Raw genomic sequence first — 18,839 nt, 5'->3', positions numbered from 1 at the left:
GAATGCACCGCGTCAAGCTGCGTATGCTGCGCGCCGCAACCTGGTCATTGGTCTGCCAATTTGTGATGATCGAATTGACCTTGCTGGTACGTATCCAAATCGGCGGTGTCAGGATTCGGGGCAATTGGGGTTTGTCCGGTTCCTGGTGTGGGGTGTGACTTAGGAGTAGAGTGAATGCCACGCGGACGGCCGAGAAAAACGGACCTCAACGAGGCCCTGAACGCCATCACGATTGCGTTCTGGCAGAACGGATTTTCGGGCACTTCCATGACCGACCTTTCCGAAGCCTCAGGCATGGCAAAACCCGGTCTTTACGCCGCTTTTGGCGATAAGGAAGCCATTTTCGAAAAGGCTCTGGTTCACTATTTCGACACCTATGGGGTGCCGATCTTTTCCCGGATGTTGGAAGCACGCCAGCATGTGCTTGAAGACTTCCGCGAAGCGCTGCATGCGGTGGCCGACCTCGTCCTGAATAACAAGACACCCGCAGGCTGTTTTCTGGTCAACGCCATGGTGGACAGCACCTACGGACCGGTGAGCCATCAGGAAGTGGTCAAGGGACTGCGGGACAGGCGCAATGAGGGCATCCGCGAACGGCTGACGAAAGCGCTTGCTAGGGCCGAAATCACAGCGGATGCGGATATTCACCGAGCGGTAATTTTTCTTGGCGGTCAGTTTTCGGCGCTCGCCGTGCTGGGCCGCAGCGGAGTGGCGCGCGAAGAGCTGACGACCTTTATCGAGACCGGCCTGCAATCCCTGCCTCTCAGCGATCAGAGCCAGACCTTTGGCGGCGGCGGCAATGTCCGGCTGACTGTGGCTACCTCACCACGGTGATGCGTTCGGCCGCGCGGGTCACCGCCGTATAGAGCCAGCGGCTCTTATGTTCGCGGAACGCCCAGCTTTCATCAAACAACACCAAATCGTCCCACTGGGAGCCCTGGGCCTTGTGCACGGTCAGGGCGTAGCCATAGTCAAACTCGTCCGCCTTGCGCCGGATAGCGTAAGGGATGCTCTCCGCGCCATCCTCAAACATGGCGGGCAGAACCTTGACCTTGACCGTCGTGCCTGCAACTTCCTCTTCAGAGACAACGTCAAATCTCAACGTGTTGCCGCGCGGCTGGCGCAGGCGCTTGACCGTCCACAGTCCGCCGTTCAACAGTCCCTTGGTTTTGTCGTTGCGCAGGCACACCAGCTTGTCGCCGACCGCCGGCATGGGCGTTGAAAGCCCCTTCAATTCCCGGATGCGGCCATTATAGAGACGCCGTGTCTTGTTGGTGCCCACAAGCACCTGATCGCTCGACAGGATCTGGTCCTTGTCGATCTGGCGACGGTGGATCACCTTGCTTTCGCCGTAGTCCCCATAGTCGAGCTGGCCGCCGTCGCGGATGGTCATGGACATGCGCACAATCGGGTTGTCCTGGGCCTGGCGGTGAACTTCGGTCAGCATCACATCCGGCTCGGCCTCGGTGAAATAACCGCCGCCCTTGACCGGTGGCAGCTGGGCCGGATCGCCCAGCACAAGGACCGGTGTGCCAAAGGACAAAAGATCCTTGCCCAGATCCTCATCCACCATGGAGCATTCATCGATCACGATCAGCTTGGCGGTCGCCGCCGCGCTGTCCCGCTTGATGGCAAATTGCGGTACGGTATCATCCTCGTCATCGTCCACCTCTTCTTCTTCCTTGGCAGAGCGGGGGCGGTAGATCAGGGAATGGATGGTGCCCGCATCCTCGCAGCCCTTCTGGCGCAGCACATGGGCGGCCTTGCCGGTGAAGGCGCCGAAACAGACATCACCGTCGATATCCCCGGCCAGATGGCGGGCGAGGGTTGTCTTGCCGGTGCCGGCATAGCCGAACAGGCGGAAGACCTGACGGTCACCCCGCTTCAGCCATGCGGCGGCTTCTTTCAAGGCGTCATCTTGTTGAGGGGACCAGGCCACCGGAACGCTCCTGCGAATTGCGGACCTGGTTGCTTACCCTGATTTGCCCGGCCGCGCCAAGCCCCGCCCGTTCGGTTTGGGTTGGATCTGGCCGGATCTGGCTTGTTCAATCTGTCTGAAGAAAAGACAACCGGATCCCATCTGCCGGTTTCGCTGCGGGGCTGGTCAAGGTGTTTCATTTCAAGACAAATGTTAACGCTGATCTTTGTCTTTGGGGTCTTTTTCTGGTGAAAATGGCGGAAAAGCTGGTGCAAATCTTAAGGAAAGGTTACGATTCACGGTAAATAAAGACTTAATTGAGAGTGCGTCATGAAAACCGTTTTGAAATCTGCGCTGGTTGCCGGCGGTCTGGTCTCCTGTCTTGGCTCGGCGGCTCTGGCCGAGAGCGGCACCACCCGTATTGTCCATGATGAACCCTATGGGGCGATTGTGACCAAGGAAGCCGGTGTTCTGGTGTTCCGGGGCCTGCCGCCCACTCGAAAGGTGATTGTCAATCCGGATGGCAAGACCCCGCTGGAGCTGAAACAGACGGATGTGCGCGAGACCAATCTGGTGGTGATCAGCCAGGAAGACTATGCCCGCAGCCTTGGCGCGAAGATCCTTCGGCTGAAATAAGGTTCCGCCCCGGTGGCGGAGTCAAGAGCAGGGGACCCCGTCTGCAGGGACACATTCCGTGTGGTGGGACGCGAAGAGAGCCAACCCTATCTCAGATTTTGCGGTAGGGCTCTGTTTTTTATGAATAAAATCATCTTAAATACTTGACCTTAATCGTAAGTATGTCGAGAAAATTTAATCGAAGCCTACGGGCCTCGATGGAGGGGAAGCTCGCTTCATTGACTTTTTTGAGGCTAGATCTTATCTTTCCCTCATAGGGGAAGATTATCATGGCTATCGCAAGTGAAGCTCTCACTGTGAATGAAGCTGCGTTTCTCGCAGGCGTCTCAGTAAGGCGCATCGAAAAAGCTGCCGAAGAAGGTATCGTTCCAAAAACCAAGATGAGGCTTCGGCTTCGTCGCAATGAAGCTGCGCATGTCCCAGTTCATGCAGTGGCGTATGCTGCTACATTGACGAGAATTCGTGGAATTCGAATGGAAACATCTGCGAAGAAGCGTATTTGGAAGTTCCTTAAGCACAGTCACGACGAGGATCTCGGAGTTGTGCATCTCTCAGCCGGACTTTATTTGACACTCAATGATGTCGCAGGCACAGAGTGGATTAAAGCTCTTCGCTACCTTCGCGCGCGCGAGAAACATCTTTCGTCAGATCCAGAAATCTTCGGCGGGGAGCCCGTTATCACGGGGACCCGGATTACTTGTAGGTCGGTTCTTGGACGCGTGTCAGGTGGCGAAACTCTCGATGAACTGACCGAAGACTATCCTGAAATTCCTCGGGAAGCGTTCGAAGCGGCGGAAATCTATGCGAGAACACATCCTCCCCGGGGAAGACCCGAGTCTGGTAAGCCATGGCGTAACGCTTAAGGCTTTAGGACTTGAAGATCTTTCTTGATGAGTGCCTGTCGCCTCAAACTGCAAATGAATTGATGGAGGAGGATGGGCACTACATTGTCCATCCTCGCAACATGGGCGGGCTTGGTGCTCCTGATCACCAAGTTCTCGAGAGGTGCATTGACGAAGACCTTTTGATTGTCACGGAAAACGCGCGTGATTTCCGAGCGTTGGCTGCCAGGGCTGAAATCCATCCTGGGATGATCATCTTACCTTGTGTCGATCGACACTCAGCAAAGCAACTCATTCGCGCTGCCGTAGCTCACCTCAAGAATATGGGAAATCCAGCTGATGTCATGGTGAATCGAGTACTTGAAATTGATGAGCGGGGGCGGATTGTGATCTACGATCTGCCGAAAGCATAGCAAGAGTTCTTGGAGGCTCGAAGAGGGCGGCAAGCCCGAGGGCTTTGATCTCAAGTAGAGGCACCGATACCAAGCGCAATTGATCATGACCTTTCGTCAGATGGCTTGGTGTTATGTCCCTGTCACATAAGGGAGATACCGGGAAGCATGTCGATTTCCCTTGTCTCCGTGTCCAAATCCTTCGGCTCGCATCTGGCTTTGAATGACGTGTCCCTGTTTATTGAGACGGGCACGTTTTTTGTCGTGCTGGGGCCGTCGGGATGCGGCAAGTCCACCTTGTTACGGTCCATTGCCGGGCTTGAGCCGGTTGACGCGGGAGAGATTGCGCTGGGTGGCCGCCGGGTGGCGGGAAAGGGCGTGCATGTGGCGCCGGAAGCACGCCGGGCCGGGGTTGTGTTTCAGTCCTATGCCCTGTGGCCGCATATGAGTGTTGCGGCCAATGTGGGCTTTCCCCTTGAAACGGCGGGCAAACCGCGCCCAGAAATCTCCGCCCGGGTGGCCGAGTGCCTGGAGACGGTGGCGCTGGCGCCTTACGGGCAGCGCAAGCCGGCGGATCTGTCCGGCGGCCAGCGCCAGAGGGTGGCGCTGGCCAGATGTCTGGCGCAAGGCGCGGAAACCGTTTTGATGGACGAGCCACTGGCCAATCTGGATCCGCATCTGCGTGGTGCCATGGAAGAGGAACTGGCCGCCTTTCACAGGACCAGCGGGGCGACCACCTTGTTCATTACCCATGACCAGCGGGAGGCCATGGCGCTGGCCGATCAGGTGGCGGTTCTCTGGGATGGCAAAATCCTGCAGGTGGACGAGCCGGACATGCTGTACCGGCGGCCCCTGTCCCGAAAGGTCGCCGGGTTCATCGGCCGCAGCACGCTTGTGCCTGTAAGGGTGGAGCAGGTGAATGGTTCGGGCGCCCGGGTTCTGGTTGGCGGACGGCCGGTCGAGGTGGACTGCCCCAAAGGAACGCGCACGGGACCGGCCACGTTGCTGCTGCGTCCGGAGCATCTGGTGCTGGCCGCAGGCCGTGCCGGATTTGAGGCCAGGGTGGTGGGTACCATCTACCGCGGCGGCGCCTGGGATGTCTTTGTCACGATCGAGGGGCTAGAACAGCCGCTGATGATGAGCCTGCACCGGAAGGCCGCGCCGGGCGAGATTCTGTGGCTCGACATCCTGCGCGGCTGGGTGCTGCCGGACTGAAACGTGCCGGACCCTTTCCACTTGCCAGGTGGCCCACATCAATTGTGACTGGTCTCAGTCCTTCCAGGGAATCGTTCCGGGTGGAACCTTCCGGGAAAGGGCGTTCATCGCCAGCATGATGACAACCGTGGCGGCGACCACAACCGCCGACATGGCGGCTGCCAGTGTGGTGTAGCCGCCATCTTCATAGTTGAAGATGGTGGTGCCGATGGTCTCGTTGCCCGTTGACCAGAGCAGGGCCGAGACCGTGATCTCGTTATAGGCCGTCAGAAAGACGAGAATGGCTCCGGACGCTGCGGAGGGCGCAGCGAGCGGTGCGAAGATCCGGCGCATGCGCCTGAGGAAACCGGCGCCCGACACCCGGGCTGCATCTTCCAGCGATCCGTCCATTTGCAGGAAGGCTGCCGCGACCGGTTTCAGGCCGACCGCAAGGAAAGCGGACAGATAGGCCAGAAGAATGATCCAGAGGGTGCCGTAGAGCGAGACATTGACGATGGGCAGCGGGCGGATGAAGGCCAGGATGTAGGCGATGGACAGGACAAGGCCCGGCACGGCGAAGGCGATTTCCGCCTGGGTGACGGCGAGCCCCGCCCACCGTCTTGGCCCGGTGGAGCGGTGTGACAGAAAATAGCCGAGCGGCAGGCTGAGGGCGGCAATCACCACTGCGGCCAGCCCTGCAATGAGGGTGGAATTGGCAAAGGCTCGCAAGGTGGCGGTCTGGCGCCACAGCACTTCGGAGAAATTGTCCAGTGTCAGCGTCTTGAGGGACAGGGGCAGGCCATAGGTTGTCACCAGCGCGGTCGCCAGCAGTGAGGCGGCCGGAAGCAGGAGGATAAAGCCGACAAAGACCCATAGGGCAGCTTCGACAATGGAGCGTCTGCGTCCCAGGGCAATGGCCAGCGGGGCCTGGGGCAGGCCGATCAGGCTGGCGCGCAGGCGCCGCTGCAACAGGGCCTGGATCAGTATGGCCGCAAAAGCGACGGCCGACAGAAGAACGGAGATCACCGCCACATTTGGCAGCACATCCGGCCCGAAGCTGGACAGTCGGCGCCAGACCAGCACGGGCAAGGTGGTGTAGCGGGCGGGAATGCCGATCAGGGCATTGATGCCGAAATTGCCGAGGGCAGCCACAAAGGCGAGCGCAAAACCGGCCAGAAGCGACGGGCCGAGCAGGGGCAGAGTGATCCGGCGCAGCATGGTCAGCGCCCCGGCGCCGGAAATCCGGGCCGCATCGGAAAGCTCCCTCGGGAAGGAGCGGAGGGCGGCCCGCACCACCAGGAACACCAGCGGGCTGTTTTGCAGGGTCAAGAGAAGCACAAGCCCGCCGCGCGAATAGAGCGGATGGGTGGAGCCCAGTTCCGGCGCCACACCAAGCCAGCGCAGCACCGGGCTGGCAGGCCCGAGTGCCTGAATCCAGGCAATTGCCGTCACATGGGGCGGGATCATCATCGGCAGCAGGATCAGGAACACGAGAAGGCCCTTGGCGCGTATATCCGTAAGGCCGATCAGAAGGGCCAGAAGGGTGCCGAGTGTGGTTGCGGCCAGAGCGGACAGGAGACTGCTTTCAATGGAGTGCCAGAGCGCACGCTGGACCGAGCGGCTTTGCGCGGCCTCCCAAAGCGGGCCGAGGTCGAGCCCGGCGCCGTTTGTCAGGCCGGTCTTGAACAGCAGCATCAGCGGCAGGCCGCACAAAAGCGTTGCGCTGACAACGAGCGCCCCTAGGGTGAGCCGTTCGGAGGCCGCAGACCGAATTCGGGACAGATCTGGGAAGGGATACGAAGACAAGGGTGGGTTGGGATTCTATCAGCGAGATTGGTGTGACAGGAAAAAGCAGCGCGGAGAGCCCGCGCTGCGTCTGGCGTCTGCGGAGCTAAGGTTAGCCGCCGAAGATTTCGGTGAATTTCATCTTGTTCGCCTTGTCCTGTTCCAGAGCTTTTTCCGGATCAAAGGCCATCAGCTTGATGTCATCGCGGGCCGGGAAGCCTTCGGGAGCTGCAACGGCCGGATGGGCGGGCAGATAGCCTTGAGAAGAGGCCAGTTTCTGGCCGTCTTCAGACAGCAGGAAGTCGACAAAAGCCTTGGCAGCCTCCGGGTTCTGGGCGGTGGACAGAACCGCAACGGGCTCGGTGACGGCCGAAACGCCTTCTTCCGGGAACACGAACTCCACCGGCGCGCCTTTCAGCTTTTCGCGAATCGGCAGGAAATCGACCACGAAGCCATAGAGCTTTTCGCCGCCTGCGATGGCCTTGTAGGTGCCGCCATTGCCGCCTTTCGGGTTGGCGCCCTGTTCTGCAAGGCCTTCATAAAATGCCCAGCCCAGATCGGGGTTGGAGGTCAGCGTGTCCATGTGGATTGCCGCAGCGCCGGAGGTCAGCGGAGACGGCATGGCCAGCTTGTCCTTGGCCTCCGGATTCAGCAGATCCTTGTAGGAGGCCGGTTTCATCGGCGCATTGGTGTTGTAGACAATGCCGGTAGTGATCAGCTTGGTGGAGAAGTAGGTCTTGTCCTTGTCCATGATCGCCGGGTCATAGGCAGAGACATCGGCGCCCTCATAGGCCATGAGGCGGCCTTCTTTTTTTAGCCCTTCCATGGTGACCATGTCGGCAATCAGGAGAACGTCCGGTTTCGGGGCGCCTGCTTCGAACTCGGCGCGCAGCTTGGCCATCATTTTGGTGGTGCCATCACGCACCCACTCCACGTCCACATCAGGATGTTTGGCGGTGAAGGCGTCGACGGTCGCCTGGGCGTCCTTGTTCGGCTGGGATGTGTAGAGCACAAGCTTGCCGGAAACGTCCGCCGCCTGGACGGACACGGAGGCCATGGCCAGAAGGCCGGCAGAGATCAGAATGGTTTTCATCAGACAAATCCTTTGAACAGATCCGCAGGAAGAAGCGGGTGTCCCGGTGGTTAGCAGGCTTATGTGACAGTCTTTTTCGGCAGGTCCGTAAAATGACAGATGCGAATAAAATTTGAGCGTGACAATCAGCTTTTTAGGGCCAGCTGAGCCGGCGGCAGTGCTTTTCCAGCAGGAGAGGGGCCGAAACCGCTTGCGACCGGCATTGCCGGAGCGGGGCAGGTCGGCTATCACGACGCAACGATACGCTAAATCGATTTTAGAAAGGCACCGCCGATGAGTTCACCAGACGCTGTTGCGCAGATCGGCCTGATCGGGCTTGGCACGATGGGCGGCAATGTTGCCCTGAACATTGCCGAAAACGGGTTTCAGATCGCGGTCTATAACAGAACGGCGGAAAAGACCGACCAGTTCATGGAAAAGGCGGGGCCGTTGGCCGGAAAGCTGACGCCGTCCAAGACACTGGAAGCCTTTGTGGCCTCGATCAAGAGTCCGCGTGCCGTGATCCTGATGGTTCCGGCCGGTGAGGCGGTCGATGCCCAGATCGAAGCGCTGCGGCCACTGCTGGCACCGGAAGATCTGATCATCGATGCGGGCAACGCCAATTACCATGACACCAACCGGCGGGCGGCCGAGGCGGCTGAAAAAGGTCCGCGTTTCATGGGCATCGGCGTGTCCGGCGGTGAGGAAGGGGCCCGTTTCGGCCCGTCGATCATGGGCGGTGGGGCCAGGGATGCCTGGGATCAGGTCGGGCACATTCTGGAGGCCATTTCGGCCAAGCATGAGAGCGAGCCCTGTGCGGCCCATCTGGGCGAAGCGGGGGCAGGCCATCTGGTCAAGACCGTTCACAACGGCATCGAATATGCCGACATGCAGATGATCGCCGAAGTGTATGGAGTGATGCGGGACGGCTTTGGCCTGTCTGCGGCCGAGATTGGGTCCGTGTTCGAAACCTGGAACGGCGGCATCCTGCAGTCCTACCTGATCGAGATTTCCGGCAAGGTGGCCGGAACGGCGGACCCGGAGACGGGCAAGCCGATGCTGGACATCATTCTGGACCGGGCCGGGCAAAAGGGCACGGGCCGCTGGACGGCCATCGAGGCGTTGATGCTGGGCACGCCTGCCAGCACGATCGAGGCGGCAGTGGCCGTGCGCAACATGTCGTCCCGGTTGGAGGAACGCAAGGCGGGGGAAGGGGCTTTCGGGGCCGCGCCCCAGGCGCTTGACCGCTCCGCCATCAGTGTGGCTGCGCTGGAAGCGGCGCTCGTTGCGGGCAAGATCGTCTGTTATGCGCAAGGCTTCGGCCTGATCCTGGAAGCGGCCAGGCAATATGGCTGGGACATGCCGTTGCCGCAGATCGCCCGGATCTGGCGCAATGGCTGCATCATCCGCTCCGCGATGCTGAACGACATGTCGGCAGCCCTGGCCGATGATCCGCAGCGCAATTTGATGCTGGCGCCGTTCTTTGCGGACAAACTGAAAGAGACCGAAGCCAGCCTGCGCCAGGTGGTGGCCGCTGCGGCCCTTCATGGCCTGCCGGTTCCCGCCCTGTCGGCTGCCCTGTCCTATTTCGACATCATGCGCACGGGCCGGTCTACGGCCAACATGCTGCAAGGCCAGCGGGACTTTTTCGGCGCCCATGGCTTTGAGCGCACCGACAAGGATGGTGGCGGCTATCACGGCCCCTGGGCAATGGGCTGATCTGAAGCGACCCCTCCTTCTTCCTTTGACAAAAGGAGGGGCGCAGCCATGTAGTGTGCGGCCCCCTTGACGCAAGCCGCCTTTTACTGGAGGGGCCTGTCACTGGATTAGCTTTGAAGAGGCGCAGCGCGATCTCTAGCTGCTCGCCTCAAGGCCGGTGTCCAGCAGGGCCTTGATCTGGGCTTCGCCGGTTCCGGCGACAATGCGGCCGAGTTCCGCGTCGCCTTTCAGAACCAGCAGGGTGGAGCGGCGCGGGATCTTGCGCGACGTGGTCACGATATGGCCCTTATAGGTGTCCCAATCCACCCGAACGAACACCATCGCCTGGTCATAGGCCGGGTTGGCGTTGCGCAGGGCGTTGATAACCCGTTCCTGGCGGGCGCACGTGCCGCACCAGGAGGCGGCATAATCGACAAAGACTATCTTGCCGGCTGCGAGCTGTTTTTCAATAAGGCCCGGTGCATAATCGACTGTTGTCCCGGCCGTCGCAGCAGACGGCAGGAGCGTTGCGGCAAGACTGGCAGAGGCGGTGGACAGCAGAAATTGGCGGCGGTTCATTTCGGTTCCTTTCCTGTTGACAATCAGTAGCGGACAGACAGGTCCTGCAGCCAGACGGGCAGGACCTTGAGCGCCCAGGTGTCGATCATGTGATGGACATTCATCAAAAGCAGACCTCCCACGACAATGAAGACAAGGCCCATGGCGGGTTTGGATTTTTCCGCCAGCCCGCGCAACCGGTCCGCCCGCAGGCGCAAGGTTTCCCGCGCGCCAACGCCAAGCCCGATAATCAGGGTAGACACCCCGAGGGCGAAGAAGCTCATGATCAGCGCCGCATAGGCCAGGTGCTCGCCCTGGGCGGCCAGGGCAATGGCGCCGCCAAGGGTCGGGCCGATGCACGGGGACCAGACGGCTCCTAGAAGGGCGCCGCCGACAAATTGCCCTTTCAGGCCATTGGTGTCGGTTTCCTGCAGCTTCTGTCCGGCGGAGCCGGCCATACCGGCAACGGCCACTTCAAAGCGCTGCCTGAAGACGGGAACAAGCAGAACCAGGCCGAACAGGATCATGAGCACGGCGCCGGCCCGCGCCATGAAGTCCTCTGTCAGGCCGATGGCATAGCCGAGGGTCGAGACCAGCATGCCAACACTCACGAAAGAGACGCTCATTCCGGCGGCAAGGGCAATCGGCGCGCGCCGGTCCGCATTCAACGCCGAGGCAAGCACAATCGGGAGGACAGGAAGCACACATGGATTGATGAGTGTCAGAAGTCCGGCAAGATACGCCAAGGGAAGTTCAAGCATCTGATCTGCTCACCTGTGCCTAGCCATCAAGTCACATGCTCCGGTTCGTTCGCCGGTGCGTTTGAAACCAGTAGTTAGGCAAAGGAGGCGGATCTGTCCGCTAACGCTTGTTCACAAAACGGTGGGCGGCTGCCCTGTTGCAGCCTTATACCAACCTCCATTACTGTCCTTATTGCGCCAGCCCAAGGGCCGCCATGCTGGCGATGGAGCCGGGCAGGCCCGCATGGTCGCGCAGTTCCACGATCAGGCGCGGATCGCTGTCGAGCTTGCCAAGGGCACTGAAAACGGATGGCCAGTTGATCGTGCCTTCGCCCAGACTCCAGTGGCGGTCCGCATAGCCGTCGGCATCCTGAAGATGAATGTGGCGTAGGTTATTGCCGGCAGCCTTCACGTAATAATCAACGGGCGGGGCGCCGGTTGAGCCATGGGCATAATGGGCGTGACCGGTGTCAATGGACAGTTTCACTGCCTGGGAGCCGAAACTTTCGGCAAGCTCCGCGCGGGCATAAGGGTCCTTGTCCTCGATATTCTCAAGCACAAGCTCGCAGCCGATCTCTTCGGCACGCTTGACCGCCTCTGCCATGGTCAGATGGCAGAGTTCGATCTTGCGGCTGCGGGCGTTGTCGTAGTTGTCCAGATTGTTGTGGTCCCAGGTGGAATAGGGGCTGTGAACGACCATATGCGTGCCGCCGAGAGCCTCGCAGACCGCCAGGCCCTGCAACAGGCGCTTTTTGACAATCTCGCGCACATCCGGATCCATCGTGTCGATTGTGAAGCCCCAGAAAGGGCCATGAATGCCGACCCGGCCCTCATGGCCGTCGAGCAGGATCTTGGCGCGCTGCACCAGAGACTGCCAGTCTCCGTTCAGGATCTCGGCCAGCACAAAGTCCTGCAGCTCCAGGTCCCGGGGTTTGTCCAGCATCAGCTGGCGGTGTGTTTCAAGGGAGTTGAGGTTGAGGGCGGCACCAAGGATCGGAAGGTCTGGCATGAAACACCTGCTGGAAAGAGAAGTGGTTTCCAGACTGATACGGTGCAGTCCTTGACACTATTGCGACGCGGCCACCGGTGTGAGGTCAGTATCCCCGTTTTCGGTCAACCGAAGCAGGGATAGTACCGTTGTCCAGAAAGGTCTTGATGTTCTGCGCCACGATCCGGCAGGCGGTGCCTGGAACGGTCGGCGCGGAAATATGCGGCAGGACGGTTACTTGCGCATGCTGCCACAGCGGGCTTTGCGTGGGCAGGGGCTCTTCGTCGAAAACATCCAATACGGCGTGGCAGAGCTGGCCCCGGTCGAGCGCCTCTAGAAGGGCGTTGCTATCCAGAACCGGACCCCGCCCGAAATTGATCACCGCCGCGCCCGGTTTGCAGTCCTGAAGGGCCGCTTTGCCGATAAGGCCTTTGGTTTCATCGGTGAGCGGCAGCAGAATGACGATGATATCTGAGTGCTGCAAGAGACAGGTCAGTCCTTCCGGGCCATGCAGGCAGGTCAGGCCATCCAGCGCCTTCACGCTGCGGCTCCAGCCCAGAACCTGAAACCCGTTGGCAGCCAGCCGGCGGGCTGAGGCTTCGCCCAGTTTGCCAAGGCCGAGAACGCCGATCGTGCGCTCCCGGGGCAGTTTCAGACTGTGTTCCAGCCAGACCTTCTGATCCTGCTGCTGCCGGTAGCGGGGCATGTCCCGGTGGAGATAGAGTGTCCAGGCGAGAACTGCTTCCGCCATGGTTTCGGCCAGTTGCGGATCGGTCAGCCGCACGATCAGCGGCCCCTCTTCTGGCAGGTCCGCCGTCAGCCGTTCCACCCCGGCCCACAGGCTTTGCACCCAGGACAGGTTCGGCAGGGCGGCGACATCTTCAGGGGCCGGATTGGCCACGATGGCCACTTTGGCAGCAGCCCTCTCGTCTGGTGTGAGCTCCTCAAAGGGCGTGATACGGGCAAAGGTGCCCAGGGCGCTGGCAAGCGCGGCCTGCCACATGTCCCGCTCTGGCAGCTGGCGGGCGGGCACGAAAGGGATGACCGGTGTCATGGGGGCTCCTGAAACGGCTGGAGGGTGCTTTGGGCATGTGACAGGCTGACCGGCGGGGCTGAGTGCGCCGGTCTTGGATCTTTTCAGCCCTCAGAGGACGGCCCAGGGGGCTACACCTAGCCTTTGGGGCAGGCCGCCACAAGCTTATCTCAACGGAAACTGCGGCAGTCCCAGTGCGGCGAGCGCGTTCCAGAGTGTGCGGGTCCGGTTGGTCTTGCTGCCTAGGTCCGAAGCTGACCGGGCGCCGGTGCGGTAAGGCCAGCTAACCCAGTCCACGGATCCGGTGGTCTCCGCGTTGTAGCTCAGCGGGGCAAGGGTGAGGTCGTCCGCCAGATCCGTCTCAGCGGGGATGCTGCCAGAGGGGCTGAGCCTCAGATCCCAGGTGTTGAATTCGGGCACAAGGCGGGCGGCCGGTTCGGGCCGGTCCTCGACAATGGAAAAGTGCCCGGGGGCCAGGCGGCCAATATTGGCCAGAAGATAGAAATCGGCGATGCGGGCATCATAGCGGGCCCGGACATAGTCGATCCGGCTCGACAGCAGTTCCCGCTCCCCGTCCAGTACATCGAGAAGAGAGCGCTGGCCGCTGTCAAATTCCACCTGCAGGCCCTTTACGGCGCGCCGGTTCGCTTCAATAGCACGCTTGCGGGCCTCGGCGCGGCGCTGTGCGGCGGTGCGTTGTTTCATGGAGCGGATGACGTTTTCCCGGACAATCTGCTGGGTGTCATCCAATTCATATTCTTCCTGGGCTGCGGTGAACTTTGCGCGTTTGACGGCAGCAATGTTGCGCCCGCCGGAAAAGAGCGGTGCGGAAACGCGCACGCCCAGCCGAAATTCCTCGTCATCCTGGGTGCCGAGATTGTCCTCGTATCCGGTTTCCCATTCGCTTTCCAGCGTCACGCGTGGCAGGATGTCCCCCACGGAAGCGCGGGCCGCATAGCGGGCTGCCCTTGCGTCTGCGGTTGCAGAGCGGATAGACGGATTGTTCTGCAACGCAATGGCCACGGCCTCGTCCACCTTGTGCGGCAGGAGCGATTTGGGCATGGCGGGCCAGCCGAGCTTGCCTGGCGTCTGGCCGGTCAACCGTTCATAAAGGGCTTCAGAACTTTCCAGATCGCCAATCGCTTGATCCCGGTTGCCTTCCGCTTCCGCAAGGCGGGCGAGAGCTTGTTCTATGTCCGTGCGGGTCGCATCGCCGGACTTGTAGCGGGCGCGGGCGGCTCTGACCTCCCGTTGAACGATGGCGGTATAGGCCTGCAGCCGGTTGAGAATGGCCCGGTCACGCACGACCTGAAGATAGGCGTCGGCGGTGTTCAGCAGCAGAGACTGTTCCGCACCCATCAGCTGATTTCGGCCGGAGGCGGCCTCCTCATGGGCTTGGTTCAACCGGTTGAGCCCCGCAAACCCCTGAAAAAGGGTCTGGGAGACAGTGACATTGACCTCATGGGAAAAGGACCGGTCCCGGCTGCCGGTGCTGTCGAGCCGGTGCGCATCATGTTCGGCCAGATAGGAGCCCGTCACTGTTGGCAGGAACTCCGAGCGTGCGGTCCAGACGCCCTGATTGGTCGCCTGATAGCGCGAGCGTTCCGCCTTAAGGGCAGGATTGACCGCGTAGGCAGCTGCCATCGCCTCTTCCAGGGACTGGGCGGATAAGGAGCCGGGCACAAGCAGGGCACTGCCCGCAGCAGCTCCACTTGCCAATACGGCAGGGAGGGCCCTGGCAGCTTGAAAAAGCTTGAAAGAGGCGGAAGAAAACGTCATTGCTGCGCCATTGATTTCGTCATTCGTCAAAGTAAATTTTCTTGGTTAAGCAATCGTAATCGCGCCGGGCTGTTTGACGGTGAATTCTGCCCAAGTGCCACTAGGGCATATATTTCCAATGTAAAAAAATACGTATTAAGTCTCAGGGGCTTGGGGTAAATAGGAGAAATACGTACAAGTGACTATTCTGGTGTATTCAAAGGTGTTTTGTTTCGAAAATCTGGATATTTTTGGGGATGTTGACTGTTCACTTCGTTAGACTTTTTGCAAAGGAGAAGTGTGGCGGATTTCCTGAACTTTCTATTTTGTCAGAGACGCGTCTGAGAGAGCAAAGTTGCTCGCGTTGACGGGCTGGCATCACTTCAGGTTTCTTAACGTCAGAGGCGGCTGGTGCAGGTTTGGGCGCGCGCCGGCTGTTTGACTTTCAAGAAAGCGGCAGTGGGCTGGGCCAGCCGTTGCAGGGGGGGCTCCTAATCAGGACCGTTCCTGTTCCCGGGATCTGGCTTTTGCAGTCTCTGACAATGCCGGTTTTGAATTGTTATCAGTATTTTTGACGATATTCTTACTGGGTTAATCTCAGAAATTCTTCATATTTTTCAATGCGAAAATTGGGCCTTTTCGTGGTGTTGCCTGAAATGTGTTCAAGGCCGGTAGAGTTTTCCTAAAATTTTACTGTTTTCGTTAAGGCGCAAGAATTGATTTGCTAGCAAAACACGCCTGTTCGCTCGGGGGCCTTACTGAGGCCCTGAGTCCATTGTTTTATGTCAAAAGGTTTCGGAAACGTCAGGCGATGCTAGTGAAAGCCAAGTCCACGCGGGTCAACAACGCTTATGAGCGGCTGAAAAGGGAGATACTCGAAGGGGTACTGCCGCCGGGCTATCAGGCCCCGGAGCCGGACATTGCCAACCGGCTCGGCATGAGCCGGACCCCGGTGCGAGAAGCGTTGATCCGGCTTGAGGCGGAAGGGCTCGTCGATCTTGTTCCCCGCCGGGGCGCGCGGGTGGTTGCGATCACCAAGAAGGACATCCGGGAGATCTTCGAGATCCTTGCGGAGCTTGAGGCGCTGGCGGCCCGGAAAATTGCTGCGTCTGATGAGCGCAGCCGGGCCTTGCGGAAAATGGGCGTGATTCTGATGGAGAGCGACATGGCTCTGAAAACGGACAATATCGGTGCCTGGGTGAGGCTGGATGATGCCTTGCACCGGCTGACCGCCGAACACTGCGGCAACGAGCGGCTCCAGGGGCAGATCCAGGGGCTGCTGGATCAGGTCTTTCGGGCAAATTCCGTGCTGTTGCGCCTCAACGGGGCACCGGCAGCGGATGTGGAAGAGCATCAACGCCTTTACGAGGCCTTTGAAGCTGGAGATGCGGAGCTTGCGGCGGATGTGTCCCGGGCGCACCGTCAGCGCGGTCTGAAGACGATGGATCATCTTCTGCAATCCAGTGGCCTCTCTCAGGTCTGAACGCCCTGGCCTGAATGGCCAGATCTGAACGCCCTGGCCTGAATGGCCAGATCTGAACGTTTGTCAGGACACAGGGGCGGGACCGGTCGATTGTCCGAGGATCAACTCGGCTTCCAGGTGAAGGAATGTGGGTTCCCGGTCCGGCACGGCGATCATTTCAAGAAGGAGTTCGGCCGCCTTCTGTCCGGCATAGCGCACGGACGAGCGGGTGCAGGTGAAAGTCGGCACCGCGCCGCTGTTGGGCAAGAAGGACAGGGCGTCGTCATGGGTCACGATGGAGACATCCTTGCCCGGCTCAAGACCGCATTGCCCGAGTGCGCGGGCCACTCCAATGGCGGTGATCATGGAGGAGACCAGAAAGGCTGTGGGAGGTGTGTCGAGGCGGAGCATCTCAAGGGTGCTGTTGCAGCCGTATGGTTCGGTCATTTCGGCGCTGCGCATGAGGGCGGGGTCGGGTTTCAGGCCCCGGGCTTCCAGGGCCTCTTCAAAGCCCTGGCGCCTGCGCTGGGCGAAATCCATCTGTTCCATTCCGTTCAAGAGCGCAATGCGCGTGTGGCCGAGATCAAGCAGAAGGCTGGTTGCCCGCTCAAAGGCCCGCCGGTTGTTCATGTCGATCCAGCAGGTTTCAGATTCCACGCCTGGAATGCGCCCGTGCACCACAAAGGGCAGGCCAAGCTCCCCCAGCAGCTTGTGCCGCTGTTCTTCCGCTGCCGGGCCATGGATGATCACGCCATCCGCCTTCTTGCGGTTCGCAATTTGCCGATAGGCCTCGGTTTCCTGATCGTCATCCACCACACTGATGATCATGTCATAGCCGTGCCTGGAGTAAGTCTCTCCGGCCCCGGCAATGAATTCCAGAAAAATCGGGTTCATCATTTCATGGATCGAGCGGGGAATTACGTGACCAATGGCCATGGAGCGCCCGGTGGCAAGGCGCCGGGCCTGGCTGTTCGGCGCATAGCCAAGCCTGTCCGCCATCTCTGTCACCCGGCGGCGCGTCTTCGCGCTGACTTCCGGATAGCCGTTCAACGCGCGGCTGACGGTTGTCTGGGACAGATTCAGCCGGTGCGATAATTCCTTGAGATTAACATTTTTGCTCATGAATGCTCAAAACGCTGTGACTGCGAACTCCCGGCAGCGGGTTCTTGAAAAGACAACCATAATTCGCGTCTTGTTCGCTTGACAAGACAGAAGCGCGGCGACATGGTAATCGCGAAATCCAAAGCGGTTTGGGTGCCGGGTTCCGGTTGGTTTGATGCAGGGGAGAGGGGCCCCGGTATTGCAGATGCCCGGCCAAGTGTGCCACTTTAAAGGGAAGGTTCCGTAAAAGGACCAATCTGGGAGGACTGACATGAAAACTCGTTTGATGGCTTGCGCAGCAGGCTTGGTGCTTGGTGTTGCGCTGGATTCCGTAGCGTCACAGGCAGGGGCGCTGAAATTCGCGCCGGGAGATGGTCCTTTCAACTGGGACAGCTACGCAAGCTGGAAGGAAAATGCACCGGATCTGAGCGGCCAGACCGTGACGATCGCGGGTCCCTGGCTGCAGCCGGAAGACGGTTATTTCCGCAATGTGCTGGCCTATTTTACGGATGCCACCGGCGCTGAGGTCATCTATACGGGCTCCGATTCCTTCGAACAGCAGATCGTTATCGATGCGGAGGCTGGCGCGGCGCCCAATATTGCAGTGTTTCCGCAGCCGGGCCTCGCAGCAGACATGGCCTCGCGCGGCCTTTTGAAGCCCCTGCCGGAGGGCATGGGCAGCTGGATTGCCGAAAATTACGGCGCGGGCGACAGCTGGGTGGACCTCGGCACCTACAAGGATGCGGACGGCAAAGACCAGCTGTTCGGTTTCTTCTACAATGTCAACGTCAAGAGCCTTGTCTGGTATGTGCCGGAGAATTTTGAAGATGCCGGTTATGAAGTGCCGGACACGATGGAAGACCTGAAAGGGCTTACCGAGCAGATCGTTGCTGATGGGGAAACGCCCTGGTGCATCGGGCTCGGATCTGGCGCGGCCACGGGATGGCCGGCAACCGACTGGGTGGAAGACTTGATGCTGCGCACCCAGCCCGCTGATGTCTATGACCAGTGGGTGGCCAACGAAATCCCGTTTGACGATCCGCGTGTGGTTGGCGCCATTGAGGAATTCGGCTGGTTCGCCCGCGATGATGCCAAAGTGGCCGGCGGGGCCAGTGCAGTGGCGTCCACTGATTTCCGGGACAGCCCGAAAGGTCTCTTCTCCTCGCCGCCGCAATGCTACCTGCACCGTCAGGCATCCTTCGTTCCGGCCTTTTTCCCGGAAGGTGTGGAATTTGGCAGTGATGTCGACTTCTTCTATTTCCCCTCCTATGCGGACAAGGATCTCGGCAGTCCGGTGCTGGGGGGCGGCACTTTGATGGCGATCACCAATCCCTCTGATGCAACGAATGAACTGATGAAGTTCTTCCAGCTGCCGATCGCCCACGAGGTGATGATGGCCCAGACCGGTTTCCTGACACCGCACAAGGGGGCCAATCCGCAGGCCTATAAGGATGACACGCTGCGTAAGCAGGGGGAAATTCTGGTCAATGCCAGCACATTCCGCTTTGACGGCTCGGACCTGATGCCGGGCGCTGTGGGGGCCGGCACGTTCTGGACCGGTATGGTCGACTATACCGGCGGCAAGGATGCGGCCACGGTCGCCAAGCAGATCCAGGAAAGCTGGGACGCTCTGAAATAAGAACGCACTGAAATACCGGCAGG

17 protein-coding genes are annotated in these 18,839 nt (G+C 60.0%); 8 read left to right on the top strand and 9 right to left on the bottom strand.

Going from position 1 to position 18,839, the window contains the following annotated elements:
• Positions 1-174: 174 nt before the first annotated feature.
• Positions 175-834 (top strand): TetR/AcrR family transcriptional regulator, encoded by a 660-nt coding sequence (locus ACXAH0_RS14055; RefSeq protein WP_475192226.1) that lies wholly within the window; start codon positions 175-177, stop codon positions 832-834.
• Here the strand turns inward: ACXAH0_RS14055 and ACXAH0_RS14050 are convergent.
• Positions 818-1,939, bottom strand: coding sequence for an ATP-dependent DNA helicase (locus ACXAH0_RS14050; RefSeq protein ID WP_475192224.1), 1,122 nt, complete (start codon positions 1,937-1,939; stop codon positions 818-820). The genes ACXAH0_RS14055 and ACXAH0_RS14050 overlap by 17 nt on opposite strands.
• Before the next feature lie 309 nt (positions 1,940-2,248).
• On the opposite strand from ACXAH0_RS14050, the gene ACXAH0_RS14045 reads away from it, so the two are divergent.
• From ACXAH0_RS14045 to ACXAH0_RS14030, 4 genes are all read left to right on the top strand, one after another.
• Positions 2,249-2,554, top strand: a complete 306-nt coding sequence (locus ACXAH0_RS14045; protein WP_475192222.1) for a hypothetical protein — start codon at positions 2,249-2,251, stop codon at positions 2,552-2,554.
• Positions 2,555-2,823: 269 nt separating this feature from the next.
• Positions 2,824-3,417 carry a DUF433 domain-containing protein gene (locus ACXAH0_RS14040; protein ID WP_475173798.1) on the top strand — a complete coding sequence of 198 codons (594 nt, stop codon included), beginning with the start codon at positions 2,824-2,826 and terminating at the stop codon, positions 3,415-3,417.
• An 11-nt stretch (positions 3,418-3,428) separates the two neighbouring features.
• Positions 3,429-3,809 (top strand): DUF5615 family PIN-like protein, encoded by a 381-nt coding sequence (locus tag ACXAH0_RS14035; RefSeq protein ID WP_475173800.1) that lies wholly within the window; start codon positions 3,429-3,431, stop codon positions 3,807-3,809.
• Positions 3,810-3,956: 147 nt separating this feature from the next.
• Positions 3,957-5,003 (top strand): ABC transporter ATP-binding protein, encoded by a 1,047-nt coding sequence (locus ACXAH0_RS14030; RefSeq protein WP_475192220.1) that lies wholly within the window; start codon positions 3,957-3,959, stop codon positions 5,001-5,003.
• A gap of 54 nt (positions 5,004-5,057) precedes the next feature.
• Here the strand turns inward: ACXAH0_RS14030 and ACXAH0_RS14025 are convergent, their stop codons facing one another.
• The gene (locus ACXAH0_RS14025; RefSeq protein WP_475192218.1) at positions 5,058-6,788 is read right to left on the bottom strand and encodes an ABC transporter permease; all 1,731 of its coding nucleotides are present in this window, start codon (positions 6,786-6,788) and stop codon (positions 5,058-5,060) included.
• Between the two features lie 91 nt (positions 6,789-6,879).
• Positions 6,880-7,860, bottom strand: a complete 981-nt coding sequence (locus ACXAH0_RS14020; protein WP_475192216.1) for an ABC transporter substrate-binding protein — start codon at positions 7,858-7,860, stop codon at positions 6,880-6,882.
• A 273-nt stretch (positions 7,861-8,133) separates the two neighbouring features.
• Between ACXAH0_RS14020 and gndA the strand changes: the two genes are divergently transcribed.
• A complete protein-coding gene (gene gndA, locus ACXAH0_RS14015; RefSeq protein WP_475173810.1) occupies positions 8,134-9,558 on the top strand; it encodes an NADP-dependent phosphogluconate dehydrogenase in 1,425 nt (474 codons plus the stop codon).
• Positions 9,559-9,693: 135 nt separating this feature from the next.
• Here gndA and ACXAH0_RS14010 read toward each other — a convergent pair whose 3' ends face one another.
• The 5 genes from ACXAH0_RS14010 to ACXAH0_RS13990 all read right to left on the bottom strand — a co-directional run bounded on the left by ACXAH0_RS14010 (position 9,694) and on the right by ACXAH0_RS13990 (position 14,500).
• The gene (locus tag ACXAH0_RS14010) at positions 9,694-10,116 is read right to left on the bottom strand and encodes a thioredoxin family protein (protein WP_475173811.1); all 423 of its coding nucleotides are present in this window, start codon (positions 10,114-10,116) and stop codon (positions 9,694-9,696) included.
• Positions 10,117-10,139: 23 nt separating this feature from the next.
• Positions 10,140-10,856 carry a cytochrome c biogenesis CcdA family protein gene (locus ACXAH0_RS14005; RefSeq protein ID WP_475173814.1) on the bottom strand — a complete coding sequence of 239 codons (717 nt, stop codon included), beginning with the start codon at positions 10,854-10,856 and terminating at the stop codon, positions 10,140-10,142.
• A gap of 169 nt (positions 10,857-11,025) precedes the next feature.
• Positions 11,026-11,844: a sugar phosphate isomerase/epimerase family protein gene (locus ACXAH0_RS14000; protein WP_475173816.1), complete on the bottom strand. Its 819-nt coding sequence runs from the start codon at positions 11,842-11,844 to the stop codon at positions 11,026-11,028.
• 85 nt (positions 11,845-11,929) lie between these two features.
• Positions 11,930-12,877: a 2-hydroxyacid dehydrogenase gene (locus ACXAH0_RS13995; RefSeq protein WP_475192214.1), complete on the bottom strand. Its 948-nt coding sequence runs from the start codon at positions 12,875-12,877 to the stop codon at positions 11,930-11,932.
• 144 nt (positions 12,878-13,021) lie between these two features.
• The gene (locus ACXAH0_RS13990; protein ID WP_475192213.1) at positions 13,022-14,500 is read right to left on the bottom strand and encodes a TolC family outer membrane protein; all 1,479 of its coding nucleotides are present in this window, start codon (positions 14,498-14,500) and stop codon (positions 13,022-13,024) included.
• A gap of 931 nt (positions 14,501-15,431) precedes the next feature.
• On the opposite strand from ACXAH0_RS13990, the gene ACXAH0_RS13985 reads away from it, so the two are divergent.
• On the top strand, positions 15,432-16,097 hold the full coding sequence (locus tag ACXAH0_RS13985) for a GntR family transcriptional regulator (RefSeq protein ID WP_475192212.1): 666 nt from the start codon (positions 15,432-15,434) through the stop codon (positions 16,095-16,097).
• A 63-nt stretch (positions 16,098-16,160) separates the two neighbouring features.
• On the opposite strand, the gene ACXAH0_RS13980 is transcribed toward ACXAH0_RS13985, so the two are convergent.
• Positions 16,161-17,198, bottom strand: coding sequence for a LacI family DNA-binding transcriptional regulator (locus tag ACXAH0_RS13980; protein WP_475173825.1), 1,038 nt, complete (start codon positions 17,196-17,198; stop codon positions 16,161-16,163).
• 250 nt (positions 17,199-17,448) lie between these two features.
• Here ACXAH0_RS13980 and ACXAH0_RS13975 point away from each other — a divergent pair, with 250 nt between their 5' ends.
• The gene (locus ACXAH0_RS13975; protein WP_475192211.1) at positions 17,449-18,816 is read left to right on the top strand and encodes an ABC transporter substrate-binding protein; all 1,368 of its coding nucleotides are present in this window, start codon (positions 17,449-17,451) and stop codon (positions 18,814-18,816) included.
• Positions 18,817-18,839 lie beyond the last annotated feature (23 nt).

The sequence above is a fragment of the Roseibium sp. AWQ4_290 genome (assembly GCF_056160985.1).
This window is presented reverse-complemented; position numbering and strand designations above follow the sequence as displayed.

What these genes read in the sequence shown, in the direction of transcription:
- ACXAH0_RS14055 (WP_475192226.1), top strand. Translation starts at nt 175, where the DNA reads ATGCCACGCGGACGGCCGAGAAAAACGGACCTCAACGAGGCCCTGAAC.
- ACXAH0_RS14045 (WP_475192222.1), top strand. Translation starts at nt 2,249, where the DNA reads ATGAAAACCGTTTTGAAATCTGCGCTGGTTGCCGGCGGTCTGGTCTCC.
- ACXAH0_RS14040 (WP_475173798.1), top strand. Translation starts at nt 2,824, where the DNA reads ATGGCTATCGCAAGTGAAGCTCTCACTGTGAATGAAGCTGCGTTTCTC.
- ACXAH0_RS14030 (WP_475192220.1), top strand. Translation starts at nt 3,957, where the DNA reads ATGTCGATTTCCCTTGTCTCCGTGTCCAAATCCTTCGGCTCGCATCTG.
- ACXAH0_RS14020 (WP_475192216.1), bottom strand. Translation starts at nt 7,860, where the DNA reads ATGAAAACCATTCTGATCTCTGCCGGCCTTCTGGCCATGGCCTCCGTG.
- gndA (WP_475173810.1), top strand. Translation starts at nt 8,134, where the DNA reads ATGAGTTCACCAGACGCTGTTGCGCAGATCGGCCTGATCGGGCTTGGC.
- ACXAH0_RS14010 (WP_475173811.1), bottom strand. Translation starts at nt 10,116, where the DNA reads ATGAACCGCCGCCAATTTCTGCTGTCCACCGCCTCTGCCAGTCTTGCC.
- ACXAH0_RS14005 (WP_475173814.1), bottom strand. Translation starts at nt 10,856, where the DNA reads ATGCTTGAACTTCCCTTGGCGTATCTTGCCGGACTTCTGACACTCATC.
- ACXAH0_RS14000 (WP_475173816.1), bottom strand. Translation starts at nt 11,844, where the DNA reads ATGCCAGACCTTCCGATCCTTGGTGCCGCCCTCAACCTCAACTCCCTT.
- ACXAH0_RS13995 (WP_475192214.1), bottom strand. Translation starts at nt 12,877, where the DNA reads ATGACACCGGTCATCCCTTTCGTGCCCGCCCGCCAGCTGCCAGAGCGG.
- ACXAH0_RS13990 (WP_475192213.1), bottom strand. Translation starts at nt 14,500, where the DNA reads ATGGCAGCTGCCTACGCGGTCAATCCTGCCCTTAAGGCGGAACGCTCG.
- ACXAH0_RS13980 (WP_475173825.1), bottom strand. Translation starts at nt 17,198, where the DNA reads ATGAGCAAAAATGTTAATCTCAAGGAATTATCGCACCGGCTGAATCTG.
- ACXAH0_RS13975 (WP_475192211.1), top strand. Translation starts at nt 17,449, where the DNA reads ATGAAAACTCGTTTGATGGCTTGCGCAGCAGGCTTGGTGCTTGGTGTT.